At 62.5% G+C, this 26349-nt stretch carries 28 protein-coding genes; 20 read left to right on the forward strand and 8 right to left on the reverse strand.

The window, feature by feature from the left end:
- The first annotated feature begins 34 nt into the window (after positions 1-34).
- The 10 genes from FLM21_RS20775 to FLM21_RS06870 all read left to right on the forward strand — a co-directional run bounded on the left by FLM21_RS20775 (position 35) and on the right by FLM21_RS06870 (position 9785).
- Positions 35-304 (forward strand): phosphoethanolamine transferase domain-containing protein, encoded by a 270-nt coding sequence (locus FLM21_RS20775; RefSeq protein ID WP_187360119.1) that lies wholly within the window; start codon positions 35-37, stop codon positions 302-304.
- A gap of 36 nt (positions 305-340) precedes the next feature.
- Positions 341-694 carry a hypothetical protein gene (locus FLM21_RS21655; protein WP_373281829.1) on the forward strand — a complete coding sequence of 118 codons (354 nt, stop codon included), beginning with the start codon at positions 341-343 and terminating at the stop codon, positions 692-694.
- Between the two features lie 316 nt (positions 695-1010).
- On the forward strand, positions 1011-1892 hold the full coding sequence (locus FLM21_RS06835; protein ID WP_148714858.1) for a glucosamine kinase nucleotide-binding domain-containing protein: 882 nt from the start codon (positions 1011-1013) through the stop codon (positions 1890-1892).
- Positions 1893-1908: 16 nt separating this feature from the next.
- The gene (locus tag FLM21_RS06840) at positions 1909-2649 is read left to right on the forward strand and encodes a GntR family transcriptional regulator (RefSeq protein WP_148714859.1); all 741 of its coding nucleotides are present in this window, start codon (positions 1909-1911) and stop codon (positions 2647-2649) included.
- A gap of 456 nt (positions 2650-3105) precedes the next feature.
- Complete coding sequence (locus FLM21_RS06845; RefSeq protein ID WP_148714860.1) at positions 3106-4353, forward strand: ABC transporter substrate-binding protein; 1248 nt, start codon at positions 3106-3108, stop codon at positions 4351-4353.
- A 174-nt stretch (positions 4354-4527) separates the two neighbouring features.
- Positions 4528-5775, forward strand: coding sequence for an ABC transporter substrate-binding protein (locus FLM21_RS06850; protein WP_148714861.1), 1248 nt, complete (start codon positions 4528-4530; stop codon positions 5773-5775).
- 98 nt (positions 5776-5873) lie between these two features.
- Positions 5874-6734, forward strand: a complete 861-nt coding sequence (locus FLM21_RS06855) for a carbohydrate ABC transporter permease (RefSeq protein WP_246120840.1) — start codon at positions 5874-5876, stop codon at positions 6732-6734.
- Between the two features lie 21 nt (positions 6735-6755).
- The gene (locus FLM21_RS06860; RefSeq protein WP_148714862.1) at positions 6756-7625 is read left to right on the forward strand and encodes a carbohydrate ABC transporter permease; all 870 of its coding nucleotides are present in this window, start codon (positions 6756-6758) and stop codon (positions 7623-7625) included.
- Positions 7626-7670: 45 nt separating this feature from the next.
- Entirely contained in the window at positions 7671-8774 is a 1104-nt protein-coding gene (locus FLM21_RS06865) for an ABC transporter ATP-binding protein (protein ID WP_148714863.1), read from the forward strand.
- Between the two features lie 162 nt (positions 8775-8936).
- Positions 8937-9785: a polysaccharide deacetylase family protein gene (locus tag FLM21_RS06870; RefSeq protein WP_187360120.1), complete on the forward strand. Its 849-nt coding sequence runs from the start codon at positions 8937-8939 to the stop codon at positions 9783-9785.
- A gap of 62 nt (positions 9786-9847) precedes the next feature.
- On the opposite strand, the gene thrC is transcribed toward FLM21_RS06870, so the two are convergent.
- From thrC to FLM21_RS06890, 4 genes are read right to left on the reverse strand one after another with little or no spacing between them, the layout of a single operon-like run.
- On the reverse strand, positions 9848-11281 hold the full coding sequence (thrC, locus tag FLM21_RS06875) for a threonine synthase (RefSeq protein ID WP_148714865.1): 1434 nt from the start codon (positions 11279-11281) through the stop codon (positions 9848-9850).
- Positions 11282-11330: 49 nt separating this feature from the next.
- A complete protein-coding gene (locus tag FLM21_RS06880; protein WP_148714866.1) occupies positions 11331-12650 on the reverse strand; it encodes a homoserine dehydrogenase in 1320 nt (439 codons plus the stop codon).
- On the reverse strand, positions 12647-13087 hold the full coding sequence (locus FLM21_RS06885) for a GNAT family N-acetyltransferase (protein WP_148714867.1): 441 nt from the start codon (positions 13085-13087) through the stop codon (positions 12647-12649). The genes FLM21_RS06880 and FLM21_RS06885 overlap by 4 nt, the downstream gene beginning before the upstream one ends.
- The gene (locus FLM21_RS06890; protein ID WP_148714868.1) at positions 13087-14316 is read right to left on the reverse strand and encodes a pyridoxal phosphate-dependent aminotransferase; all 1230 of its coding nucleotides are present in this window, start codon (positions 14314-14316) and stop codon (positions 13087-13089) included. Before FLM21_RS06890 ends, FLM21_RS06885 begins: the two co-directional genes overlap by 1 nt.
- Before the next feature lie 133 nt (positions 14317-14449).
- Here FLM21_RS06890 and FLM21_RS06895 point away from each other — a divergent pair, with 133 nt between their 5' ends.
- Positions 14450-14818, forward strand: a complete 369-nt coding sequence (locus tag FLM21_RS06895; protein ID WP_148714869.1) for an Mth938-like domain-containing protein — start codon at positions 14450-14452, stop codon at positions 14816-14818.
- Positions 14819-14836: 18 nt separating this feature from the next.
- On the opposite strand, the gene flhA is transcribed toward FLM21_RS06895, so the two are convergent.
- Together flhA and flhB are read right to left on the reverse strand one after the other, a co-directional pair.
- On the reverse strand, positions 14837-16927 hold the full coding sequence (gene flhA, locus FLM21_RS06900) for a flagellar biosynthesis protein FlhA (protein WP_148714870.1): 2091 nt from the start codon (positions 16925-16927) through the stop codon (positions 14837-14839).
- Between the two features lie 50 nt (positions 16928-16977).
- Positions 16978-18123 (reverse strand): flagellar biosynthesis protein FlhB, encoded by a 1146-nt coding sequence (gene flhB / locus FLM21_RS06905; RefSeq protein ID WP_148714871.1) that lies wholly within the window; start codon positions 18121-18123, stop codon positions 16978-16980.
- A gap of 93 nt (positions 18124-18216) precedes the next feature.
- On the opposite strand from flhB, the gene FLM21_RS06910 reads away from it, so the two are divergent.
- From FLM21_RS06910 to FLM21_RS06950, 9 genes are all read left to right on the forward strand, one after another.
- Positions 18217-19257: a flagellar hook-length control protein FliK gene (locus FLM21_RS06910; RefSeq protein ID WP_148714872.1), complete on the forward strand. Its 1041-nt coding sequence runs from the start codon at positions 18217-18219 to the stop codon at positions 19255-19257.
- Positions 19258-19389: 132 nt separating this feature from the next.
- A complete protein-coding gene (locus tag FLM21_RS06915) occupies positions 19390-19941 on the forward strand; it encodes a flagellar basal body-associated FliL family protein (RefSeq protein ID WP_148714873.1) in 552 nt (183 codons plus the stop codon).
- A gap of 37 nt (positions 19942-19978) precedes the next feature.
- On the forward strand, positions 19979-20995 hold the full coding sequence (gene fliM, locus FLM21_RS06920) for a flagellar motor switch protein FliM (protein ID WP_148714874.1): 1017 nt from the start codon (positions 19979-19981) through the stop codon (positions 20993-20995).
- Positions 20988-21419: a flagellar motor switch protein FliN gene (gene fliN, locus FLM21_RS06925; protein WP_148714875.1), complete on the forward strand. Its 432-nt coding sequence runs from the start codon at positions 20988-20990 to the stop codon at positions 21417-21419. Before fliM ends, fliN begins: the two co-directional genes overlap by 8 nt.
- 2 nt (positions 21420-21421) lie before the next feature.
- Positions 21422-21835 carry a flagellar biosynthetic protein FliO gene (fliO, locus tag FLM21_RS06930; protein WP_222846789.1) on the forward strand — a complete coding sequence of 138 codons (414 nt, stop codon included), beginning with the start codon at positions 21422-21424 and terminating at the stop codon, positions 21833-21835.
- Positions 21828-22571, forward strand: coding sequence for a flagellar type III secretion system pore protein FliP (fliP, locus tag FLM21_RS06935; RefSeq protein ID WP_148714876.1), 744 nt, complete (start codon positions 21828-21830; stop codon positions 22569-22571). The genes fliO and fliP overlap by 8 nt, the downstream gene beginning before the upstream one ends.
- A gap of 10 nt (positions 22572-22581) precedes the next feature.
- Complete coding sequence (gene fliQ, locus FLM21_RS06940; protein WP_148714877.1) at positions 22582-22851, forward strand: flagellar biosynthesis protein FliQ; 270 nt, start codon at positions 22582-22584, stop codon at positions 22849-22851.
- A gap of 7 nt (positions 22852-22858) precedes the next feature.
- A complete protein-coding gene (gene fliR, locus FLM21_RS06945) occupies positions 22859-23662 on the forward strand; it encodes a flagellar biosynthetic protein FliR (RefSeq protein WP_148714878.1) in 804 nt (267 codons plus the stop codon).
- Between the two features lie 49 nt (positions 23663-23711).
- A complete protein-coding gene (locus tag FLM21_RS06950; protein ID WP_148714879.1) occupies positions 23712-23933 on the forward strand; it encodes a hypothetical protein in 222 nt (73 codons plus the stop codon).
- Here FLM21_RS06950 and FLM21_RS06955 read toward each other — a convergent pair.
- Both FLM21_RS06955 and FLM21_RS06960 read right to left on the reverse strand, forming a co-directional pair.
- Positions 23930-25306, reverse strand: a complete 1377-nt coding sequence (locus tag FLM21_RS06955; RefSeq protein WP_148714880.1) for a C13 family peptidase — start codon at positions 25304-25306, stop codon at positions 23930-23932. The two genes, FLM21_RS06950 and FLM21_RS06955, sit on opposite strands and share 4 nt — an antisense overlap.
- A 68-nt stretch (positions 25307-25374) precedes the next feature.
- Positions 25375-26301, reverse strand: coding sequence for a ZIP family metal transporter (locus FLM21_RS06960; RefSeq protein ID WP_187360121.1), 927 nt, complete (start codon positions 26299-26301; stop codon positions 25375-25377).
- Positions 26302-26349: the final 48 nt, after the last annotated feature.

Here is a 26349-nt window from a genome sequence, read left to right on the forward strand (position 1 = left end):
AATCTGGGCGTGCTGCCGGCCTGGCTGGTGTGGCGTGTACCGCTGGCATGGTGCCCGCTGCCCACTGCGCCGGGAGCCTGTCTTCAAACTGGCGTTGATCTGTGGCTCGCTGTTGCTGATCCTGCTGACCGCGCTGCTCTACTACCAGATCTTTGCCTCGGTGGTACGCAACCATCGCGAGTTGCGCTGGCTGCTGACGCCGACCAACTATCTCCAGGCGGCCGACAGTTATGTACGCCAGCGTCTGAGGCGACCGCGCCAGCTCGTGCCGATCACGCCCGATGCCTGCCGCGCTGCAGTATGAACTACGCATGCGCGCAAATCGCTGACGGTGATCGTGGTGGGCGAGACCGCACGGGCAGATCACTTCGACCTCAATGGCTACCCACTCGACACCACGCCGCAGCTGGCGGGCACTGCCGGTCTGATCAATTACGACATCTTCTGGTCCTGCGGTACTGAAATCGCAGTCTCGGTGCGAGCATGTTCTTGGGGCTGGGGCGGGAGCCTCGGGCGGCTTTGCCTTGCTGGCATTCTATTTCGCGCTGCGCGAGCGCAAACCCCGCTGTGCCTATGCTGCCGGTGCCGCTGCACTGATGCTGGGTGGGGTCATGGTGGGGGCAGGCCATGCGTGGCGCGCACGTCCTGTCGCATGCGCTGTGGTCTGCCCGGTGGGTCTGGATGGTGTTGCTAGGCCTCTACATCGCGTATCCACCACTTGATTATCCATAAATAATGGATTACTAATATTAAAGTGTAGCGCATGCTGCACTCCTTTCGAATTCACCCCGCGAGCAGTCGCGGGGTTTTTTTATGCGCTGCGTCCGTTGACACGGTATGACCCCCTCTCTAAATTGGCATCTCGGTCGCCGTGTGCGGCGACCAGAAGAACAAGGCATGCCGTGCCTTGGCCGACCATGTGCGGGCAAAGCGACGGCAAGTGGTATGGGAACAGCTGGCAAGTGGTCTGCCCGGAAAGCGGATGGACCCACGAATCGAGGGAGTGCGGCATGAGCAATATCGAATATCTGATCGGCGTGGACGGCGGCGGTACCGGGACCCGGATCTGCATTGCCGATCTATCCGGTAAGGAGCTGGTACGCGCCGATGGCGGCGCCTCTGCGCTGGGGCAAGGTATCGACAAGGCGTGGACCAACATCACGCTGGCGATCCGCGCAGGTTTCGAGAAGCTGGGCGTCGAGCGCCCCGATTTCAGCCGCTGCGCCGCAGGCTTTGGTTTGTCCGGCGTCACCGTGAAGGCTTGGGCGCAGGAGTTCGAGAACAAGAATCCGGGCTTTGCTCGCATCGTGGTCGAGACGGATGGTTTTTCCACGCTGCTGGGCGCACACAACGGCGCGCACGGCGGCATCATCGCCATTGGTACGGGTTCGATCGGCGAAGCATGGCTGCCGGACGGCAAGCGACTGGAAGTCGGCGGCTGGGGTTTCCCGACCTCGGACGAAGGCTCGGGCGCCTATCTGGGCCTCAAGGCCATCAACCTGGTGCAGCGTGTGGTTGATGGCCGTGCGCCGCATACCCCGTTCACCCGCAAGCTGACGAGCGTGACCGGTGACAGCCGCGAAACCGTGTTCGAGTGGATGGCCGGCATGAAGCAGGGCGAGTGTGCTTCGCTGTCGCCCATCGTCGTCGAGTTCGGCCAGTCGGACGAAACCGCGCGCCATTTCCTGCACGAAGCCGGGCGCGAGATCGAGATCATCGGCCAAGCACTGCGTGCCGATGCGCCGTCGCTGCCAATCGCCTTGTGTGGCGGCGGGCTGTCGCAAGCGATCCGGCCTTATATCCCGGCCGCATTCCTTGCATCCACCACGTTGCCGGTCAAGGATTCCTGCGCCGGTGCGCTGATACTGATCCATCGCGCTGTCTCGGCTTGATCGAGAGGAAGCCGCCATGCTGGCCCAGCAGAAACTGCTCGTCCTGAAACCCGACCCGGATAGTGCAACGCCGCTGTACCTGCAACTGGGCCACAAGCTGGCGGCGGCGATCAATGCCGGATTCTGGAAGGCGGATGAGCCACTGCCTTCCGAACGGACCTTCTGCGAGTTGCTCGGTGTTTCGCGGGTGACTGCACGCAAGGCACTCGACCTGCTGTTCGAGCAGGGCATGATCCTGCGTCGCCAGGGCTCGGGGACCTATATCACGCCCAAGCTGGAGCAACCGCTGGAGCGGCTGACCAACCTGTCCGAGATGCTGAAGCTGCGGGGGTTCACGCCAGGCTCGCGCTGGCTCAAGCGTGAAGTGGCGACGGCATCGAGCGAGGAATTGCTCAAGCTCAACCTCGCGCCCAACAGCCGTGTCAGCCGCTTGCAACGTGTGCGTCTGGCCAACGACACCGTGATGGCAGTCGAAGAAACCGCGCTACCCTATCACTTGGTGCCGGACCCACTGGTGATCGGCGATTCGCTCTATGAATACATGCGCAACGCCAAGCTCACTGTTGTACGCGCGATACAAAATATCGGTGCAGTCAACGCCAGTCCGGAGCTTGCCGCGCTCGCCGGAATCCCTGTGGGCGAGGCGATGTTGCACCTTGTTCGGGTCGGATATCTGGAAAACGGCCTGGCGGTTGAACTCACACATTCATGGTTTCGCAGCGATTACTACGATTTCACGGTTGAGTTGCATCGATAAATTGCTGTTGTAACTAGGGTTTTTACTTATCCACTGCGGCGGTTTTGTAGTTGTCCTGCGCTTGTGCGAAAACGGGGCTACAAAACCGCCGTTTTGGTGCGTGCCGCACCAGGATGGATGGGGTGTGTGGTTATTGCGTTGCATCATGTTTTGCTTGCGGTATCGGTATTCACCCGTACGGGCAGTTGTTGTAACCTGCTTCGGCGTCGAATTCCGTCGGACAGTCGGCAGAACCGTTGACGCGAAACGCGCGACGGCCGGGCGGTCAAGGGGAGCGCCCGGCTCGCCGGCATATCCGACGTGGTAGATAAAGAGGCGATGCGTGGCCATGCCGCGCGGGAAGTCGTCCAGATTGCGAGAGTGGTTTTCGACTGTTTGACGGTCGTTGTTGCAGCAGGCCCTGCTGGGCAGGGGCGCAACACGACGTTCACAAAACAAGGAAATTCTGGAGTCGATATGAAATTGAAGCCGTTTCTCGCCATCGCCGCTGCGCTGTTCGCAGCATCCACCGCTCATGCTGCTGACAAGGTGAAGGTGGAGTATTGGTCCAACAGTCTGTCGCCGAAGTTCGACGCTGTGATGAAGGATCTGACCGCCAAGTTCAACAAGTCGCAGACCGGCATCGAAGCAGTCTGGGTCGATGTGCCTTGGGATGCCTTCCAGGCACGCGTGGTGTCGTCGGTGGCCGCCGGTAACGTGCCGGGCCTCGTGAACCTGCCGAAGCCCTGGATGGACCAGTTTGCCCAACAGAAGATCATCCAGCCGATCACCAAGCAGGTGGGCGGCTTCAAGAATGTCTATACCAACGGCGCCCTGAAGGACGTGACCTACGAAGGCGAGATCTATGGCCTGCCGTGGTATCAGGTCACTGCCGTGCTGTTCTTCAACAAGGAATTGCTCGCCAAGGCCGGCGTGAAGGAAGCGCCGAAGTCGTTCGACGAGCTGCTGAAGACTGCACGCGTCGTCAAGGAAAAGACCGGCGTGGCCGGTTTCGCGCCGAAGCTGAACGACGGTTTCGCCGGCTGGTTCCTCTATGACGGCCTGCCCGTGGTGCAGAACGGCAAGGCCGTGTTCAACAGCCCGGCTCACGTCAAGCTGGTTGAGGAATTCAAGAAGGCCTACGCCGATGGCGTGATCCCGAAGGATGCCTTCAAGATGCAATTCGAAGAGCAGATCGCTGCCTTCGGTAGTGCCAAGGTCGCCATGTTCGGCGAAGGTGCGCACGCACTGAAGCGCACCCAGACTGATTCGCCCAAGGTGTACGCCCAGACTGGCGTGGCTGGTTTCCCGGAAGGCAAGGGCAATACCCCGTTCGGTGGCTTCCTGTTCCTGTGGTCGGTGCCCAAGGGCTTCAAGAACGTCGATGCAGCTGTGAAGGTCGGTCAATTCATCTCGAACGATGAGTCACAGCTCGCCTTTGCCAAAGCCTCGGCCACCTTCCCGTCGACCAACAAGGCGCTGGACGATGCGTTCTTCCAGGCCGGCGCCAAGTCCAAGGATCCGGTGGAGCAGGCGACTGCCGTAGCCGCTTCGGCAATCAAGAGTTCGCGCACGCTGACCGTTTCCGGTCTGCCTGACGAAGCCGCGATGAACAAGAAGATGAATGATGAAATCGAAGCCGCCATCATCGGTCGCAAGCCGGTGAAGCAGGCGCTCGACGAAGCCGTGGCGTTCTGGAACAGCAAGTTCGCCGCTGGCAAGTAATAAACCGTATTGACTCTCTGAGCAGAGTCAAACTATGTGGAGGGGGTTTCTGGTAGACTCCCGTCCACAATAAAAATCCGCATGGTTTGGTGAATCAGCACTGAGTCATATGTGGTGTATCGCGAGGAAGCGATTCCGAGCGTTTTTTGTCGATAACTCCAAGAGGAAGACAAGATGAAGCTGAAGAAGATGTTGGCCGTTGGCGCTGCGGTGTTCGGTTTCGCTGCTGTTCACGCACAAGCTGATACCGAGCTCGAATTCTGGACCATGAACCTGGCTCCGAAGTTCAACGGCTACTTCGAACAGGCCGTCACCAAGTTCAACGCCGCCAACCCGGGCCTGAAGGCCAAGTGGGTTGACATGAACTGGGACCAAATCCAACCGAAGCTGATCGCCTCGATCGCCGCTGGCAACCCGCCTGCTCTGGTTAACTTCAACGTGCCTTGGGTTCACGAATTTGCCGCTCAAGGCAACATCGTCGCCCTCGACCAGTACGTTGGTGGCGCCAAGAGCGTCTACTCGGCTGGCGCCATCAAGGACGTGACCGTCAACGGCAAGCTGTACGCCTTCCCGTGGTACAACTCCGTTTCGATCATCGCCTACAACAAGGACATCTTCGCCAAGGCTGGCGTGAAGTCCGCTCCGAAGAACTTCGAAGAGCTGGTGGCTACCGCCAAGCAAGTGACTGCCAAGACCGGCACTGCTGCTTTCGCTCCGAAGCTCGACAACTTCGAAGGCTGGTTCTACTACGCCGGTCTGCCGATGGTTCAGAACGGCAAGGCCGTGTTCAACTCGCCGAAGCACGTCGCTTTCGTGCAGAAGTTCGCTGACCTGTACAAGGCCGGCGTGCTGCCGAAGGACGTCTTCAAGATGGCCTTCGAGCAAGAAATCGCTGCGTACAACTCGGGCCGCATCGCCATGATGACGACCGCTCCGCAAGCGCTGAAGCGTACCGAAACCGACGCTCCGGCCGTTTATGCGAAGACCGAAGTTGCTTCGTTCCCGACCGACGCTGGCCAACGTGCTTTCGGCGCATGGCTGATGGACTTCGTGGTGCCGAAGGGCTTCAAGAACCCGGCAGAAGCCGCCAAGCTGGGTCTGTACCTGACCGGCGACGAGCAGCAAGTTCTGTTCTCGAAGGCTACCGAATCGACCTTCCCGTCGACCAAGAAGGCTAACCTGGATCCGTACTTCCAGTCGGGTGCCAAGAGCGCCGATGTGGTTGAGCGCGCACGTGCCGTGGCTGCCAAGTCCATGGACAACGCCCGCACTCTGACCATCCCGCCGGGCGTGCTGCCGGACGGTGCTGCGATGAACAAGAAGCTGCAAGACGAAATCCAGAACGCCATCGAAGGCCGCAAGCCGGTGAAGGCTGCCCTGGACGAAGCTGCTGCTGATTGGAACGCCAAGCTCGCCAAGTAAGTCACTAGCTACTCGCTAGCGTAGTACCGAACGGAACCGTCGGCGACGGCGGTTCCGTTTGTTTCTTGCATTACAAAAAATCACAGTCGAGTTGCGCCGTGAAAACCTCCAGTTACACCGCCATCGCCTATCTGTTCTTGGCGCCAGCCTTGATCCTGATGGGTGTCTTCACCTTCTGGCCCGTCGGTTACAACGCCTACCTGGCGTTCAACGACTACAGCATCGCCGATGCAACCGCCACCTGGAACAACTTCGAGCACTTCAAATATCTGTATGGCGAAGACCTGTTTCACCAGGCGCTGAAAAACTCGCTGCTGTTCCTGCTGGTCGTGCCTGTCATTCAGGTCGCCGCACTGCTCGTTGCCAAGCTCGTCAACAACAAGTTGCCGGGCATGACTTTTTTCCGGGCTGCGTTTTATATCCCTGTCATTACCGCCATCTCGATTGCCGGTATCGTGTGGCTCAACGTCTATAAGTACGACGGTATCCTGACTTGGTTCCTGCAATCGCTGGGCCTGATCGAAGAGCAGGTGAACTGGCTCGGTGAGCCGAAGATCGCCATCTACATGGTGATGATCTTCACCTTCTGGAAGGGTATCGGCTACTACATGGTGCTGTATCTTGCCGGTCTGCAGGCCATCCCCACCGAGGTCGAGGAAGCCGCGGTGCTGGACGGTGCCAATGCCTGGCAGCGCTTCTGGAAGATCACCGTGCCCATGGTCAAGCCGACCATCCTCTTGTGCACGCTGCTGTCGACCATTGCCGCACTCAAGGCGTTCCAAGAAGTGGTGGTGCTGACCCGCGGTCAGGCCGACACTTATACCGCCCTCTATTACGTGTATGCCCAGGCGTTCACCAACTTCAACTTCGGCCGCGCTGCCGCAGCGGGTCTGGTGGTCACCTTCTTCTGCGTGCTGCTGGCCATCGTCCAGTTCCGCTTCTTCGGTGAAAAGAAATAATCGCTTCCTGGGTACAACGTCATGAGTAAATCCTTTACACGGGCACTCGAGCTCACCGGTCAGTACGCCGGGCTGATTGCCTTCACCATCTTCACTACTTTCCCATTCATCTGGGCAACCTCGGTCGCCATTTCCGAAGATCCGTCGAACATCTGGCTGTTCCCGGGCGCCTTCCTGCCTACGGATCCCGGACTGATGTGGTTCAAGCGGGTGATCACGGACATTCCGTTCAAGGATTACCTGCTCAACTCGACCATCATCTCGTTCTGGACCATCATCTTCACCGTGATCATCTCGGTGATGGCAGGTTACCCGCTGGCGCGACTGCGCTTCCCGGGGCGCGGCCTGATCTTCATCGGTATCATCGCCACCATGATGCTGCCGTCCGAAGTCGCCATCATCCCGAACTTCGTCACGCTCAAGCACATCGGTGATTTCTTCGAAGCCGCCATCGGGTACAAGCTGATCGGCCTCAACACCTTCGCCGGTGTCTATCTGCCGACCGTGGCTGGTGCCTTCGGCATCTTCCTGATGAAGCAGGCCTTCGAGCAGATTCCGCAGGATCTGATCGATGCGGCCCGCGTCGATGGTGCCAAGGAACTGCAGATCCTGTGGCGCGTGATGGTGCCGGTGTCGGCGCCGTCGATTGCGGCACTGGCGATCTTCACCCTGGTCAACGCGTGGAACGAGTTCATCTGGTCGGGCATCGTGCTGACCTCGCGTGACAAGTACCCGCTGGCCGTCGGTATGTTCAACGACCTGACCGGCCCGTTCGCGGTCTCGACCAGTATGGTCATGGCCGGCATCGTGCTCTCCGTGCTGCCGGTGCTGATCTTCTTCGCGTTCACGCAGCGTTACTTCATCAGCGGCCTCGATGGCGCGGTGAAATAAGTCCACGCCCCGCGACAGATACAGAATTCAGAAAGGAATCGATTCATGGCTTCCGTTAAGCTCAAGAACATCAAGAAGAACTACACCAAGGACGTTCAGGTCATCAAGGGCGTCAACCTCGAGATCCAGGACGGCGAGTTCGTCGTGTTCGTCGGCCCGTCGGGCTGCGGCAAGTCGACCATGCTGCGCATGATCGCTGGCCTCGAAGACATCACCGAAGGCGAGCTGCTGATCGGTGAGAAGGTTGCCAATGATATCCACGCTTCCAAGCGCGGTATCGCCATGGTGTTCCAGAGCTACGCGCTCTACCCGCACATGACCGTGGCCGAGAACATGGGCTTCGCGCTCAAGCTCGCAGGCAACCCGAAGGCGGAGATCGATGGCCGCGTGAAGCGCGCCGCCGAAATCCTGCAGATCACCCACCTGCTTGATCGCAAGCCCAAGGCCCTGTCCGGCGGCCAGCGTCAGCGCGTGGCGATCGGCCGTGCCATCGTGCGTGAGCCCAAGGTGTTCTTGTTCGACGAGCCGTTGTCCAACCTGGATGCTGCGCTGCGCCTGAACATGCGTGTTGAGCTGTCCAAGCTGCACCAGGACCTCAAGACCACCATGATCTACGTGACCCACGATCAGGTGGAGGCCATGACCCTGGCCGACCGCATCGTGGTGTTCAACGCCGGTATCATCCAGCAGGTCGGCTCGCCGCTCGAACTGTACGAGAACCCGTCCAACCTGTTCGTGGCCGGCTTCCTCGGTTCGCCCAAGATGAACCTGCTAGACGCCTCGGTCGTGGCTTCCGACAACCGCTCGGCGACCGTGCGTCTGCCCAAGGGCATCGCCGTGAAAGCGGGTGTTGATGCCGGCCGTGCCAAGGCCAACGATCGCGTCACGCTGGGTATCCGTCCGGAACACATCCAGCTGGCGACCGATGCCGATGCCAACGCGATCCCGGCCCGCGTCGACCTGATCGAGCATCTGGGTGACCACGTGCTGGCCTACATCGAGATCCCGGGCATCAACGAGATCATCAGCGTCAAGCTGCCGGGCAACAGCACCACGCTGAAGTATGGCGACGCGATCAAGGTCGTGTTCCCGGAAAGCGAGTGCATGCTGTTCGACGCTGAAGGCCTTGCCTTCAAGCGCGTACGCTGAGCACATCGCACCGCCGATCAGGCCCGCCGTAAGGCGGGCCTTTTTCATGCAGCTCATGCATGGCAGGCTTGAGTGGTGGGCATGGCGAAGCGCAATTTGGGAAAAATCGTGATGCGGCAGGCTGCGTACACTCTGCTCATCCACATCGCAAGGAGTCCGATCATGCAAGGCAAACTTCCCGGCTATGGCTTGCTGGCCGCGCTGCTCGCGTTGTCGATACCGCTGGCCTCGGCTCAGGAGCAGCGTATCCGCACGCCCTATCTGGAAGGCTGGCAACAGGTTGAACTGCAGGTGATGGAGGGGCAGGCCGCAGCCTTTCCAGGCGTGTACTGGATCGCCGGGCCAACGGAGCGCAAGGTGGTGGCGCTGACTTTCGACGATGGCCCTAACGACAGCAATACGCTGGCGCTGCTCACGGTGCTGAAGAAGCATGGGGTGCGCGCCACCTTCTTCGAGCTGGGCATGTGGGTGGAGAAGTATCCGCAGCTCGCCAAGGCAGTGCTGGCCGACGGGCACGTGATCGGCAACCACAGCTATGATCACCCGTATTCCAGCCGGCTCACGCCGACCGCACTCTGGGACAACCAGGTCGCCAAGACCCAGGGCATCATCAAGCAGACGCTGGGTTTCGAGCCGACGCTCTATCGTGCACCGTATGGCGAGATCACCGATGAGCAGGTGAAGCTGCTCGGCAGTAGGGGTCTGAAGGTGATCTCGTGGTCGGTCGACACCCGTGACTGGCTGGCGGCACGCAGCTTCAACGGTGACAACATGATCGAGCGCATGGCGCTTGATCACATCAACGAGGAGGCCATCGTGCTGATGCATGATGGTGGCGGGCCGCGCCAGCACACCATTGCCGCAGTGGACAAGATGATCACAAAGCTCAAGGAGGCTGGCTACGGCTTTGTCACCGTCGACGAGCTGCTCGGTGTACCAGCCAAGCTGCCGGAGGCTCCCAAGGTGGAGGCTGCGGCAAAGCCTGAACCCGCCCAGGCTGCAGCCAAGTAGTCACTGGAGCCAACCCAACAAAAAACCGGCTGTCAGCCGGTTTTTTGTTGGGTGCGCACAGCTCAGCGATCGAGGTGGGAGGCGACGTAGCGCTTCAGGGCCTCGGCATCGGCTTCCAGCACATCGAAGCGTTGCGGCAGCGCTTCCAGGCCGGCCAAGTCCTTCGGGCGTTGCGGGGCGGTGCCCAGTGCCTCCTGCATCGTCGCCTCGAACTTGGCGGGCAGGGCGGTTTCCAGGATCACCATGGTCACGCCGGCTTCGCGATGCGCCTTGGCAGCCAGATAGCCGTCGGCAGTGTGTGGGTCGATCTCGATGCCGTACTTGGCCTTCACTTCGCGGATGCTGGCGATGCGGTCAGCGTGGCTGCTCTTTTCCGAGCGAAAGCCATACTCGTCGTGCATGCAGGCGAAATCGGCGTCGGACAGTTTGAAGCCACGACCGGCATCGACTTCGCGCCACAGCGCGGCGAGCTTGGTGCCATCGCGGCCGATCAGGTCGAACACGAAGCGCTCGAGGTTGGAGGCCTTGGTGATGTCCATCGACGGGCTGGAGGTCTCGTAGGTGCGATCGAGGCCGCGCGGGAAGTAGCCGCCGGTCTTGAAGAACTCGTCGAGCACGTCGTTCTCGTTGGTGGCGACGATCAGGCGACGAATCGGCAGGCCCATCTGACGGGCGATATGGCCGGCGCAGACGTTGCCGAAGTTGCCCGACGGCACGCAGAAGTCGACCGGCTCGCCCACTTCCCTCGCCACGGCGAAGTAGCCCTTGAAGTAGTACACCACCTGGGCGACCACGCGGCCCCAGTTGATCGAGTTGACGGCGCCGATCTTGTATTGCGCCTTGAACGCGGCGTCGTTGTTCACCGCCTTGACCATGTCCTGGCAGGCGTCGAAAAAGCTGGTTACCGCGATGTTGTGGATGTTGCTGTCCTGCAGGCTGAACATCTGCGCGCGCTGGAACGGGCTCATCTTGCCGTGCGGCGAAAGCATGAACACATTCACGCCGTGCTTGCCGCGCATCGCATATTCGGCAGCCGAGCCGGTATCGCCCGAGGTGGCGCCGACAATGTTGATCACCTCGCCGCGCTGCTCGAGCACGTACTCGAACAGGTTGCCCAGCAACTGCATCGCCATGTCCTTGAACGCCAGCGTCGGGCCGTTCGACAGCTCTTCGATATAGAGGCCGTCTTCCAGCTGTACCACCGGGGTGATCTCGCCCGCGCGGGCAGCATCGCGGCCATGGCGGTAGACGTCGGCGGTATAGGTTCTGGCGATCAAGGCCTTGAGATCATCAGCGGGGATGTCGTCGACAAAGCGGCTGATCACGGCGAACGCGAGGTCGGGGTAGTTCAGCTCTGCCAGCGCCTTGAGCTCGGCGAGTTCCAGCTTGGGGTAGGCCTCGGCAATGGAGAGGCCACCATCGGGGGCCAGGCCACCCAGCAGGATGTCGGAGAAGCGTTGCGGGGCCATGCCGCCGCGGGTCGAAATGTAATGCATGTTCGGGCTCGTGTAGGGCAGGGCACGGGCCCTGCCGCTCAGGTTCGGATTAGCCGTTCAGGTGTTCCAGCCGCAGCTTGACCACCTGGCCGTTGACGGCAGGCAGCGCTTCGATCTGGGCGATGGCGGCATCGACACGCTTTTCCACCGCGAGGTGGGTGACGATGGCGATGTCGTCGCGGCCGTCGTCGTTGCCGTCGTGACCCGGGCGCTGCAGCATCGCGTCAACGGAGATGCCGTGATCGGCCAGCGTGCGGGTGATGTCGGCCAGCACGCCGGTCTGATCCTGCACGTTCAGGCGCAGGTAATAGCAGGTCTCGACTTCCGAGATCGGCAGGATGGGCAGGTCGGCGAGGGCCGAGGGCTGGAACGCCAGGTGCGGCACGCGATGTTCTGGATCGGCGGTGGCAAGACGGGTGATGTCGACGAGGTCGGCGATCACCGACGAAGCGGTCGGCTCGGCGCCGGCGCCCGGGCCGTAGTACAGCGTGGCGCCGACGGCGTCACCCTTCACCAGCACGGCGTTCATCACGCCGTCGACATTGGCGATCAGCCGCTTTTCCGGGATCAGCGTCGGCGCGACGCGCAGCTCGATACCCTCGGCGCGACGGCGGGTGACGCCCAAGAGCTTGATGCGATAGCCCAGCTCTTGCGCGTACTTGATGTCGGCAGCTTGCAGCGTGCTGATGCCTTCAAGGTAGGCCTTGTCGAACTGCACCGGGATGCCGAAGGCGATGGCGCTCATGATGGTGAGCTTGTGCGCGGCGTCGTGCCCTTCGATGTCGAAGGTCGGATCGGCCTCGGCATAGCCCAGGCGTTGCGCTTCTGCCAGCACGTCGGCAAAGGCAGAGCCCTTGTCGCGCATCTCGGTCAGGATGAAGTTGCTGGTGCCGTTGATGATGCCGGCTACCCATTCGATGCGGTTTGCGGTCAGGCCTTCACGCAGCGCCTTGATCACCGGAATGCCGCCGGCAACGGCGGCTTCGAACGCGACCATCACGCCTTTTTCCTGGGCGCGGGCGAAGATCTCGTTGCCATATTCGGCGATCAGCTTCTTATTGGCGGTGACCACGTGCTTGCCGTGCTCGATGGCGGTCAGCACCACCTCCTTGGCAACGGTGGTGCCGCCGATCAGCTCGACCACGATTTCCACGTCGGGGTGGCGGGCAACAGTGAGCGCGTCGTCGATCAGCTCGATGCTGTCACCGAGCGCGGCGCGGGCTCGCTCCAGATTGCGGTTGGCGGCAATGCGCACCACGATGGGCCGGCCAGCACGACGCGCGATTTCCTCGCAATTACGTTTCAACACGGTAGCGGTACCGCCACCGACGGTACCGACGCCACACAAACCGACCTGGATGGGTTTCATTGCAATGCCTTCCTGAAGCTGTACGAGGCGATCGTCATCCCCTCGCGAAAATAGAATTTATGTGCGCCGCTGCGTTGCACACCTGAATCGAGCGCCAGTACCGCGCAGTCCAGCGAGCCTGCCTGGGTTTCCAGCCAGCCCAGCAGCAGCTGGCCAACGCCAAGAGAGCGTTGCGCTTGGTCCACGATCAGGTCATCGACGTAAAGCCGGCGGCCCTCGTAGGTGTTCTCGATCAGGCGCCACAGCGCCAATCCGACGACGGTGTCGCCATCGACGGCGGCGATCAACCGCCCGCCATTGGCGCAGACCTCGGCCATCCGTCCGGGGTAGTCGACGGGGAGCTGCGGGCGCAGTTGCCGGTGTACCGGTTCTGCGCGGCCCAGCCAGTCGGGCGCGATCAGGCGGCCCGCATCATCGGTCAGCGGCAAAACCCGCATTATGCGGTACCGTGGCGTTTTCGGTAACCGGCGAGGAAGCGCTCGATGCGACCGACCGCATCGGTCAGGTCGTCGAGGTGCGGCAGGAAGGTGAGGCGGAAGTGGTCCGGTGCGATCCAGTTGAAGCCCGTGCCCTGCACGATCAGCACCTTTTCCTCCTGCAGCAGCTCCAGCGCCAGTTGCTGGTCGTCCTCCAGCGGATAGAGCTGGGGATCGAGTCGCGGGAACAGGTAAAGCGCGGCCTGCGGCTTGGCGACCGAGACCCCGGGAATGGCATTCAACAGCTCGCAGGCCAAATCTCGCTGCCGTGCCAGACGCCCGCCCGGCACCACCAGATCGTTGATGCTTTGGTAGCCGCCGAGCGCGGTCTGGATCGCGTACTGCGCCGGCACGTTGGCGCACAGCCGCATGGTCGAAAGAATGTTGAGGCCGTCGATGTAGTCGCGCGCGATCTTCTTGTTGCCCGACACGATCATCCAGCCGGCGCGGTAGCCGCAGGCACGGTAGTTCTTTGACAGTCCATTGAAGGTGACGAACAGCACATCGTCGGCAAGCGACGCGATTGAGGTGTGGCTTGCGCCGTCGTACAGCACCTTGTCGTAGATTTCGTCGGCGTAGATGATCAGGCCATGCTCGCGGGCGATCTCGACGATTTCCTTCAGCACCTCGTCCGGGTACAGCGCACCGGTGGGATTGTTCGGGTTGATCACCACGATGGCGCGGGTGCGCGGCGTGATCTTGGCGCGCATGTCGTCGAGCGCGGGCAGCCAGCCGTTGGCTTCGTCACACAGGTAGTGGCGCGGAGTGCCACCGGCGAGGCTCACCGCGGCGGTCCATAGCGGGTAATCGGGCGCCGGCACCAGCACCTCGTCGCCATTGTTCAGCAGGCCCTGCATCGACATCACGATCAGCTCGGATGCGCCGTTGCCGATGTAGATGTCGTCGACCGTTACATCGGCGATGCGCTTCTGCTGGGTGTAGTGCATCACCGCCTTGCGCGCGGGGAACAGGCCCTTGGAATCGACGTAACCGGCCGCGCTGGGCAGGTTGCGGATCACGTCCTGCACCACCTCGTCCGGTGCATCGAAGCCGAACGGCTGCAGGTTGCCAATGTTGAGCTTGATGATGCGATGACCTTCCTCCTCCATCTGCCGCGCTCGCTCCGGTACCGGGCCACGGATTTCGTAGCAGACGTTGAGGAGCTTGTTCGACTTGTGGATGGGGTTCATGGCGACGGCCCGGCCGTTAGGGGAAACCACGTATTCTAGCGAAGTCGGGCGCCGGGGGTGGATACAGCGTGTGAGGGCGGGCGGGGCTACAGTTTGCGGGTAGAATCGGGGCTCGATTCACGGACGTTCCGCCATGAAACTGCATCGCAGCACCACCACGCATCTGAACCAGTTCACCGGCTACGGCGAGGGCTACGTACTCGTCAACGAGGAGCGTTTCGATGGCAGCGTGATCGTGACCACCAGCGAGGTGCGCGAATGGCGCCCGGCCGATTTCGCCGCGCTTGAGGAGGGCGACTTCGCCGAGCTGTTGCAGCTCGATCCAGAGATGGTGCTGCTGGGTACCGGCGATCGTATCCGTTTTCCGCATCCGCGGCTGTCGCGCGCACTGATGGCGGCCCGGGTTGGGCTCGACGTGATGGACAACGGCGCGATGTGCCGCACCTTCAACGTGCTCGCCGCGGAAGAGCGGCGCGTGGTGGCGGTGGTGCTGGGCGCCTGAGGCGCCTGCTGCACCGTCTCAGGCGGCTCCCAGCACGCCGACGATGCGGATGGTCTTGTTGTCCGGGATCTCGGTATGCGAGATCACCCGCAACCCTGGAATGGAGCGGCGCAGGAAGCGGCTCAGCATCGGTCGCAGCTGGGCCGGGGTGATCAGCACGGTGGAGAGGCCCTGCGCTTCCAGATTCTCGGTCAGTTGCGAGGCCTGTTTCAGCAGGCGCTCGGCAAGGCCCGGCTCCAGTCCACCCGGCGACTTGCCGCTGGCGGCCGAGAGCAGGATGTTCTCCAGCTGCGGTTCCAGTGCCACGACCGGCAGTTCGTTCTCGCCTGGGAACAATTGGTGAACGATGGCGCGGCCCAGCGCCACGCGCACGGCGGCGGTGAGGTCGTCCAGATCTTGGCTGCGCGGGAAATGTTCGCCCAGCGTTTCCAGGATGGTGCGCAGGTCACGGATGTGCATGCCTTCGTCGAGCAGGTTCTGCAGCACTTTCTGCAGCGTGGCGAGCGGCACCACCTTGGGCACGATGTCCTCGACCAGCTTGGGCGATTCCTTCGCGAAATGGTCGAGCAGTGCCTGCACTTCCTCGCGGCCCAGCAGCTCGGCGGCGTGGCCTTGCAGCGTGTTGGAGATATGCGTGCCGACCACGGTGGAGGTGTCGACCACTGTGTAGCCCATGGCCTGCGCCTGTTCACGCAGGCTGGCATCGATCCAGGTGGCGGGCAGGCCGAAGGTGGGGTCCTTGGTCTGGGTGCCGGCGAGTGAACCGGAGGCATTGCCCGGATTGATCGCCAGCCACTGTCCGGCATAGGCCTCGCCGACGCCGACATCGACGCCCTTGAGCAGGATGCGGTATTGGTTGGGCTTGAGCTCCAGGTTGTCGCGGATGTGCACGGCGGGCATCAGAAATCCCAGCTCCTGTGCCAGCTTCTTGCGGATGCCGCGGATGCGGCGCAGCAGTTCGCCATCCTGGTTGCGATCGACCAGCGGAATCAGCCGGTAACCCACTTCCAGCCCCACCGGATCGACCGGCTGCACGTCGGCCCAGCTGACTTCCTGCAGTGGTTGCTCTGCCGGGGCCACTGCGCCTGGTTGCCCCGGTTGGCCGGGTTTGGCGCCGGGGGTTGGTGGCGGTGCCAGCAGTTTTTCCTTCTCCCGCTTCTCCAGATACCAGGCAAGGCCGCCAGCGACCAGGGCCATGGTGAGGAAGGCCAGGTGCGGCATGCCGGGGATGATGCCGAGGATGGCCATCACGCTGGCCACGATGTAGAGCACCTGCGGATTGGCGAACAACTGGCCCAGCAACTGCTCGGAGATGTCCTTGTCAGTGCCGACACGCGACACCACGATACCGGCCGCGACCGAGATGATGAGGCCAGGTACCTGGGCGACGAGGCCGTCGCCGATGGTCAGTAACGTGTAGGTGCGGCCGGCTTCGGCGAGGGCGAGATCGTGCTGGAGCACACCGACGATCAAACCACCGACGAGGTTGATCACCATGATCAGGATGCCAGCGACCGCATCGCCGCGCACGAATTTGGAGGCACCATCCATGGAGCCGAAGAAATCGGCTTCCTGTGCAATCGTGCTGCGGCGACGGCGGGCTTCTTCCTCGCCGATCAGGCCGGCGTTGAGGTCGGCGTCGATCGCCATCTGCTTGCCGGGCATGGCATCGAGCGTGAAGCGGGCGCTCACCTCGGCAATCCGGCCGGCACCCTTGGTGATCACGACGAAGTTGATGATGGTGAGGATGACGAAGGCGACGATACCGACGGCCAAGTTGCCGCCGATCAGCACATGGCCGAAGGCCTCGATCACCTTGCCGGCGGCATCGCCGCCGGTGTGCCCCTCGGTCAGCACCAGCTTGGTCGAGGCCACATTCAGCGACAGCCGCAGCAGCGCGGTGAACAGCAGCACGGTGGGAAAGCTGGAGAACTCCAGCGGCTCGCGCGTGTAAAGGCTCACCATCAGCACCACGACCGACAGCGCGATATTGAAGGTGAACAGCAGATCGAGCAGCAGCGGCGGCAGCGGCAGGATCATCATGCCGAGCACCAACAGCACCAGCACGGGGCCGGCGAGCTTGGTGTAGTTGAAGTTGCGCCACCACATGGTCTACGTCTGGGTCCTGCTCGGGATTTGCAGCGATTCTACCGGAATGCTCAGGCCGTGGTGTCCGGCGCGCCCGGGTCGAGTTCGACCGGAACCGGCAAGGTGTCGTTCAGCTTCGGTTCCAGGCCGCCATGCTTGCGGAATTCGCGCAGCTGGAAGATATACGCCAGCACTTCGGCCGCTGCGGTGTAGAGCGCGGCGGGGATTTCCTCACCGAGCTCGGCGTGGTGGTACAGTGCCCGCGCGAACGGCGGAGTGCGCACCACGGTGACCTTGTGTTCCTGGCCAATCTCGATGATGCGTTCGGCCAGCAGGAACGCGCCCTTGGCCACCACCACTGGCGCACGCATCTTGGAGGTGTATTGCAGTGCCACGGCATAGTGGGTCGGGTTGGTGACGATGACGTCGGCCTTGGGGATGTTGGCCATCATGCGTTTCCTGGCCGCTTCGCGCTGCAGCTGGCGGATGCGGCCCTTTACCTGTGGATCGCCTTCCTGTTCCTTGTATTCGCGCTTGACCTCTTCCTTCGTCATCCGCAGGCCCTTGTAGTAGTCCCACAGTTGGTAGGGCACATCGATCAGCGGGATCAGCATCATGCCGCCGACGACCAGCAGCAGCGTGTGGCGGATCATCTGCCACAGATAATGGAAGCCCACGTCCTCGGGCATGCTGATCAGCTGGATGAACTGCTCCTTCTCGTGCCACAGCACCGCTGCGGCCACGCCACCGATCAAGGCAGATTTGAGGATGGTCTTGGTCATTTCGACCAGCGAACGGACCGAGAACATCCGCTTCAACCCGGTCATCGGGTTCATCCGGGCAAAGTTGGGGACCAGTGTCTCGGTGGTGAGCAGCAGGCCGCCGATCGCTAGCGGCGTGATGATGGCTACCACGGCGCAGACCAGGAACAAAGGCAGGACCGCTTTCAATGCCTCACCGCAGGCAGCGATGAACTGCGTCAGCATCACTTCGGGGTTCTTGAGCTCGGCCCGATCGAAGGTCAGCTCGGAAATGAAGAGCTGGCGGAACACATCCATCAGGTCCGGGCCCATCACCAGGATGGCGACGAGGCCGGCCAGCAGTACGGTGAAGGTGGAGAGCTCCTGTGAGCGCGGGATTTGGCCCTTGCGGCGCGCCTCTTCCAGGCGCCGGGGCGTCGCCGATTCCGTTTTTTCTGCGTCTGAATCTTCTGCCATGCGCCCCGCTCCTTGCTGCGGGGCAGTCTAGCATGCGGGGCTGGCATCGGATTTGCTTTAACGCGAGGCGAACCAGCAAACAGGGATTCCACCATGGCCAGCGCCGTCAACCTGATCAGCAACGCCAACTCCAAGCCCGCCAGCCCGCCTGCGCCTGCAGCACAGGGCGAGCAGGACGAGAGCTTCGGCAAGGTCTTTGCCAACGAAATGGGCGAAGATAAAGCGGAGCCGGTGAAGGGCAAGCAGCAAGGGAGCAGTGACGAGGCCGGCGACGATACGGGCCAACAGGCAGCGCACGCCTGGCTGGCGGAGCTGCAGCTCACCAGTGCCGCGCAGATGATCAAGCTGCCGCAGTCGGGGGAAGAAACCGACGCGGCCGACCCGGTTGCCGCGATGAAGGCCTGGCTCGCCAATGCCACCGGCAAGGTGGGGGCGGCGACCAAGGAGGACGCAACCAGTTCGGCACAACTGGCCCAGGCCGCCGTGAAGGATGGCAAGGCAGAACTTGCCGCCGACGGCAAAGCCTTGCCGCTGCTGGCCCGGCAGGAGCACGAGGATTTGCCGCTCGAGACCGATGCCGAAACCACGCCGACCTGCCGCGTCGCCAACAGCGAAACGGTCAGCCAGCCGGTTGCGCCCAAGAACGAGGCGCAGGCGGTGAAGTCCAGCCACTATGTGCCCGAGCCAGTCGGCAGCAATCGCTGGGGTGATGCGGTGGCGCAACGGGTGGCATTGATGCTGGGCAAGCAGGAGCAGCAGATCGAGATGCAGCTCAATCCGCCGCATCTGGGCCCGATGGAGGTGCGCCTGTCGCTGGCGGCTGACAACGCCAGCGTGGTGTTCGCCAGCCAGCATGCCGGCGTGCGCGAGGCGCTGGCGGCGGCCACGCCACGGCTTTCCGCGCTACTGGCCGATCAGGGTATCCAGCTGGTGAACGTACAGGTGGCATCCGATTCGCTGAACCAGCAGACCCAACAGCAGGCCTCCGCGCAGCAGCAACAGGGTGGGCAGCAATCGGGCGGTGGATTCGCGTCCGCGCAGGGCGAGCAGACCGGCCAGGTGATCGATGCGGAGCAGCTGGCCGGTGCCGTGCATTTGCCGGTGGCGAGATCAGGATTGAGCCTTTACGCCTAATGCAAGAAAGCGGGTGAGGACGTAAGCCTTAATGCTTGTTTTTCTTACAGTTTTGGGTTATAAACCACGCGAGTGGAGAACCCGGAACGGCCCTTGGTTTGCGGCCCGATTCCAGTAGCGGAAGAGGTGAGAATGGCAGAGGCGAAAGTCGTGGAGCCCGCGGGTGGCAAGGGCAAGAAGACGTTGATGATCGTCATCATCGTCGCTGTCGTGGTGCTGGTGCTGGTGGTGGCGCTTGGCGTCGTTGCCTTCCTGTTGCTGCGCTCGCCAGCGCCCGCCGAAGGCGGCGAGCAGGCAGCGTCGCAATCCGAGGCTGAAGGCGGCCACCAGAAGAAAGAGAAGAAAAAGAAGGACGCCGAGCACGATACCCCGCCCGTCTACGAAAAACTGCAGACCATCACCGCCAACCTCAGCAGTGAGGAAGAGGATGCGGTGGTGCAGACCGAGATCGTGCTGGAAGTGGCCGATGCCGAGACGCAGACCCAACTGAAGAACATCATGCCCAAGATTCAGGCCGAGACGATCAAGCTGATCCGTGGCAGAGCCCCGGCAGAGTTGCGCACCGTGGCCGGCACCGACAAGCTCGCCGGCGACATTCGCGGCATGGTGAACGGTCTTCTGGACGTGCACGACAAGGACGAGGGCGTGCTCTCGGTCAATTTCACTACATTTATCATGCAATAGGCCGATAACGCGCTAAGGTAACCTGCAAGCGGCAATCATGGCGGACGATATCCTTTCCCAGGAAGAGGTCGACGCGCTACTGCGCGGTGTGACCGGCGAGGAGGATCAGGGCGACGAGCAACTCGACGCCTCGTCCGTGCGCGCCTACGACATCGGTCGTCAGGAGCGCATCGTGCGTGGGCGCATGCCCACGCTGGAAATCATCAATGAGCGTTTCGCCCGTTACTTGCGCATCGCGCTGTTCAACTTCATGCGCCGCAATGCCGAGATTAGCGTTGGTCCGGTCAAGGTGCAGAAGTACAGCGAGTTCATCCGCAATCTGGTGGTGCCCACCAACCTCAACCTGATCCACATGAAGCCGTTGCGCGGCACCGGGCTGTTCATCTTCGACCCGGATTTCGTGTTCCTGGTGGTGGACAACCTGTTCGGCTCGGATGGCCGCTACCACGTGCGTGTGGAAGGTCGGGACTTCACACCGACCGAGCAGCGCATCATCCAGCGCTTGCTTGAGGTGGTGTTCGAGGAATACCAGAAGGCCTGGAAGCCGGTGTTCGAGTGCGAGTTCGGCTATGTGCGCTCGGAAATGAATACGCAGTTCGCCAACATCGCCACGCCGACCGAGGTGGTAGTGTCGTATACCTTCAAGATCGAGTTGGGCGCCGGCGGCGGGGATTTCCACGTCTGTTTCCCGTACTCGATGATCGAACCCATCCGCGACATCCTCTACAGCTCGATGCAGGCGGACCGGATCGAGGCGGACAATCGCTGGCTCAAGCTGTTGCAGAAACAGGTGCAGAACGCGGAGGTCGATCTCGTGGCGACGCTGGGCAATGCCAAGATCACGCTGGGTGACATCGTCAATCTCAAGTCGGGCGATGTGATCTCGCTGGAGATCCCGCAAGCCATCGTCGCCGAGGTCGACGGTGTGCCGGTGCTCGAATGCAAGTATGGTATTCTCAACGGCCAATACGCGTTGCGCGTGAACAAGGTGTTGAGCTCGCCGGAAGGCGGCCTCGGCGCCGACGATGAGAAGCAGGGAGAGCGAAATGGCTGACGACACGCCGCAGCAAGATGGCGACGTGATGGACGACTGGGCGGCGGCGCTGGCCGAACAGGCCGAGGAAGAAGCCACCGCCGCTCCCACGCCTACGGCGAACGTCCAGCCGGCCGATATCTTCGAGCGCTTCGATGCGCAGATGCCCGGCAGCGGCGGCCCCAACAACATCGACATGATCCTGGATATCCCGGTCACCCTGACCGTGGAGCTGGGACGTACCAAGATCGCCATCCGCAGCCTGCTGCAGCTGGCGCAAGGCTCGGTGGTCGAGCTCGACGGCTTGGCCGGCGAGCCGATGGATGTGCTGGTCAACGGCTGCCTGATCGCCCAGGGCGAGGTGGTGGTGGTGAACGACAAGTTCGGCATCCGCCTCACCGACATCATCACCCCGGCGGAACGGATTCGCCGCCTGCACAAGTAACCATGTTCCCACGCCATGCCGCATGGCTCGCGGCCTTGCCGTTCTATGTCCGTGCGGCTGCGGCCGAGATGCCTGGCCCAGGTATCGCCCAGTTTGGTCAGACGCTGCTCGCCCTGTTGTTTGTCATCGCGCTGATCGTGGCCGCAGCCTTGCTGATGCGCCGCTTCTCGCTGCTACCCATGGCGGCTGGCGGACGTCTGCGCGTGGTGTCCGGCGTGATGGTTGGCGCCAAGGAGCGGGTGGTCATCGTCGAGGTTGAATCGACCTGGCTGGTGGTCGGCGTGACCGGCGAGAACGTCAACCTGCTGCATACTCTGCCGCGGCCGGCCGATGCACCGCCGGCGCCGCAACCGGCGATGCCGGTGTTCGCCGAGAAGCTGGCGGCGCTGATGAAGCGGGGCAAGCCGAATGCGTAAGTGGTTGCCTTGGCTGGCGGTTGCCCTTGCTGCGCTGCCTGCCGTGGCGGCCGAACCCGGCGTGCCGTTCATGACGGCGACCCAGGGTGCTGCCGGCGGCACGGCCTACAGTCTGACCATCGAGACGCTGCTGTTCCTGACGGCGCTCACGTTCCTGCCAGCCATGTTGCTGATGATGACGGCGTTCACCCGCATCGTCATCGTGCTGTCGCTGCTGCGCCAGGCGCTCGGCACCATGCAGGCGCCGCCCAACCAGGTGATCGTCGGCCTGTCGCTGTTCCTCACGCTGTTCGTGATGTCGCCGGTACTCGACCGCATCTACAACGAGGCGTACAAGCCGTACGGCGAGCAGCAGCTCACCTTCATGCAGGCGGTGGAGAAGGGCTCGGTGCCGCTCAAGGACTTCATGCTGAAGCAGACGCGGCAGAAGGACCTGGCGTTCTTCATCGAGCTTTCCGGTACAGCCCAGCCCAAAGGGCCGGAGGATGTGGGCTTCAAGGTACTGGTGCCGGCTTTTGTCACCAGCGAGCTGAAGACCGCGTTCCAGATCGGCTTCATGGTGTTCATCCCGTTCCTGATCATCGATTTCGTCGTTGCCAGCATCCTGATGGCGATGGGGATGATGATGGTGTCGCCGGTGATGATCTCTTTGCCATTCAAGTTGATGCTGTTCGTGCTGGTCGATGGCTGGACGCTGCTACTGGGATCACTGGTGCAGAGCTTCTACGTCGGATAGGGGAAGGTCGATGACACCGGAAACCGTGGTATCGCTGGTGCAGCGCGGCATGGAGATCATGGTGCTGGTGGCTGGGCCCATCCTGCTGGCCATCCTCGTGACCGGCCTGATTGTCAGCGTGTTCCAGGCCGCGACGCAGATCAACGAGGCGACGCTGTCGTTCATTCCCAAGCTGCTGATCGCCTTCCTGGTGTTCGTGTTCGCCGGATCGTGGATGGTGCAGATCATGGTCGACTTCACCATGCGGCTGTATGAAAGCATCCCGCAGATGATCGGCTAGTGCTGCCGTGCTGACTGTCACCCAGGCGCAAATCGACCTGTGGCTGGCCCTGCTATGGTGGCCGTTCCTGCGCATTCTCGGCTTCATGCTAGCCGACCCATTTTATTCCAGCCGTTCCATCGGCGTGCAGGTGCGCGTGCCGCTGTGCCTGTTCCTGGCGGTACTGGTGGCGCCGCTGTTGCCGCCTATGCCGACTTTTCCCGTGGTGTCGGCCCAGGGCATCCTGATTGCGGTCAACCAGTTGCTGGTCGGTGTCGCCATCGGCTTCGCGGTGCGCCTGGTGTTTACCGCGATCGAGATGGCCGGCAATATCGCCGGCCTGCAGATGGGCATGGGCTTCGCCATGTTCTACGATCCGCAGATCTCGGCCAACACGCCGGTGGTGGGGCAGTTGTTCAGCCTGCTCAACATCCTGGTGTTCCTCGCGCTGGGTGGGCATCTGGTGATGATCAAGGTGCTGGTGGATAGCTTCGGCCAGCTACCGATTGCCGCTGGACCGATCGGCGCGGAGGGTTTTCGACTGCTGGCGGAGCAAGGCGCTGCGATCTTCCGCATGGGTGTGTTGCTGTCGCTACCGGTGATCGGCTCGCTGCTGATCACCAACCTCGCCATCGGCGTGATGACGCGCGCGGCGCCGCAGCTCAATGTGTTCGCGGTTGGTTTTCCGCTGATGCTGGTCATCGGCGTGGCCACGCTCTATCTGATGCTGCCGTTCCTGGTGCCGCACATCGAGCTGATGCTGGCTGGGCTCGTGGAGCGGATTGCCCAGATGATGGGGCTGATGGCCGGGACGGTGGTGTCGTCGCAGTGATGACCCCACCGGTATACTGGCCGACCTTGTCGTTCCAGTGCCGCGTGCCATGTACATCATCCTGATCGGATATCTCTACGTCATCGTCATGTTTGCTGCCGGCACCGGCGACGTGATCAAGGGCGGGCTGCTGTTTTTCTTCCTCGGCGTGCTGCCGAGCTGGCTGCTGTTCTGGCTCAAGCGCCAGGGCCAGCTGACCCGAGCCCGCAAGCAGGCCGAGGAAGGCGCAACGCCCGCCCGGCCCGACGATGCCGCTGACGGTGTCGACTAGCGCGTTTCGGCGATCGGGCCGCGTTGCACCGGCAGGCTGGTAAATCGACGCGCGAACTCGGTCCCGATGAAGAGCTGCGGATTCGAGTGCTCGTACTCCTCGGCCGTTTCGCGCTTGAGAATGGCGGCCTTGGCCGCATTGAAGGCGGGCTGCAGCCGGCTTTCCTTGCCCAATGCATCGACGACGAAGGCACGGCCGAAATAGGTGTACTCCTCGTCATCCGAGCAGCCGAACGACGTATGGGTGGCATCGGCCGCGGTGACCACGGCGCTGTAGGGGCTGGACAGCGGCTTGAGGTAACCCCCGGAATAACACGCGGAAACAGCGACCAGCTTCCAGCGGATGCCGGCGGCCTTCAGCGTATCGGCCAGCCATTGCGGCGTGATCGGTGCGAGCTCGAGATCGGGATAGGACAGGCTGAACGCGTGATCGCTGCCACCATGGCTTGTGAGGTAGAGCACCAATAGATCCTCGTCGGGGTTCATCACCTCGCCTACTTCGCGGATCGCGGCGGCCAGCGTGTCGCGGCTGGCCATCGGCAGGCGGTCGGCACTGGTGGCTGCGTTGGCGAGCAGCACGTCGTGCCCGCCGCGCGGATCGGCAAAGCGCTGGCGTGCAGCTTCAGCCTCGCGCAGGAACACCGATTGCCCGCCGTAGCCGGCCACGGTGATGGTGTAGACGTCGGCGACGCCAGGGGTCTCCGGACTCAGCCGATCCAGCGCCTGGCGCAGCAATTCGGGTTGCCGGAAGAATAGCGCGGTCTCCGGCAGTGGCGGGGCCAAATCGACCGGCTCGGCGATGTCCTGAGTGTCCGGCGTATCGGCCAGCCACAGTTGCGAGTCGGGGTAGTAGAGCTGAAAGCCAAGCAGTCCGCCGATCGTGACCAGCGTGGCGACCAGTGCCCGTAGCCGCCCGCTTGGCCACAGCTGGCGCAGCAGCGCGAGGCCCAACCAGCAGAATGGCAGTAGCAACAATGCCCACGACAGCCGATAGCGCCACAGCTGGGCTGGGCGACCGTCCCACCAGGGCTGGCGCAGCAGCTCATAGCCACCGATCAGTATTGGTACCAGCAGCAGTGACAGGGCCAGCCACATCACTGGCACGCGTTGCGCCCAGCGCTGTTCGCTGGGGCCGAACAACTGGCCGACCAGCAGCAGCCACAGCAGCGGCATCAGCGCCGCCGGCAAGGCGAAAACGTTGATCTCGCCAGGGTAGCCATGCCACCAGATCTGGGCGCCGATCTCCACACCCAGCGACAACACGGTCAGCCAGATCAGCCAGAACAGCGATGCGGGCCAGTGCTCGATGGGATTGCCGCGCAGCGCGAGGCTGCGCAGGGCAATGGCGATCAGTCCAGGTCGGGAACGGTACATGGCAGCTGGCGATGTTGAACTGCCGCCGAGCTTACCACGAGGCTGGAGGCATACCGCCCGGTGGTCGCTCAGTGCGGCAGAAAGAGGTGGGGCAGGGCGATCAGCAGTACGCCAGCGGAGATCAGCGCCACTTGCTGGACCGTATCCGAGAGCCGGGTGCGCTTGTGCAGGCCGGGAATCAGGTCGGCGATCGCCACGTAGATCAGGCTGGCCGCGCCGAGCGCCAGGATGTAGGGCTGCAGCGCCTGCACCGTCTGCAGCGAGAAGTAGGCGAGCAGGCCGCCGGCCAGCGCGGCCAGCGAGGAGACGACATTGAACAGCAGTGCCTTGGCCTTGCTGTAGCCCGAATGCAGCAGCACGATGAAGTCGCCGACTTCCTGCGGGATCTCGTGGGCGATGATGGCCAGTGCCGTGGCGATGCCGACGGAGGTATCGGCCATGAAGGCGGCGGCGATCACCGCGCCATCGAGGAAGTTGTGGAAGGTGTCGCCGATCATGATCATGGCGCCCGCCCGGCCGTGGTCGTGCTCGTCGTGGTGGTGCCCGTGGCCATGCCCGTGGTGGTGCTGGTCGTGTGTCTGGCCATCATGGGCTTCGCATTGCTGGTGGTGGCAATGCCGCCAGATCACCAGCTTTTCCAGCACGAAGAACAGCAGGATGCCGGCGAGCAGCGTGGCCGATACGCCGGCGATATTGACTGCGCCATCCTCTAGGCCGTGCTCGTGTTCTTCCTCACCGTGCGCGTCGTGGTCGTGATGATCGACATGCGTTTGCTGCGCGATGGCGGCGGCGCCGTGCATCTCGCCGTGCTCGTGTCCGCCGAAGGCGTGCGGCAGGATTTCGAGGAATACCGCAGCGAGCAGCGCACCGACGGCGAAGCTGACGAGCTTGGGCACCCAGTGCGGCTTGGCGAGATAGGCGATGACGCAGGCAGCGCCTACGCTCAGCAGGCTGCCCAGCAGGCTTGCGGTGATGATCCAGCTCAGGGTGCTCATGGCGTGCGACGGATTGGCGGGTAACGAAGTCCGTCAGTATACCCACAA

Source organism: Chitinolyticbacter meiyuanensis (assembly GCF_008033135.1).
Taxonomy (GTDB): Bacteria; Pseudomonadota; Gammaproteobacteria; order Burkholderiales; family Chitinibacteraceae; genus Chitinolyticbacter; species Chitinolyticbacter meiyuanensis.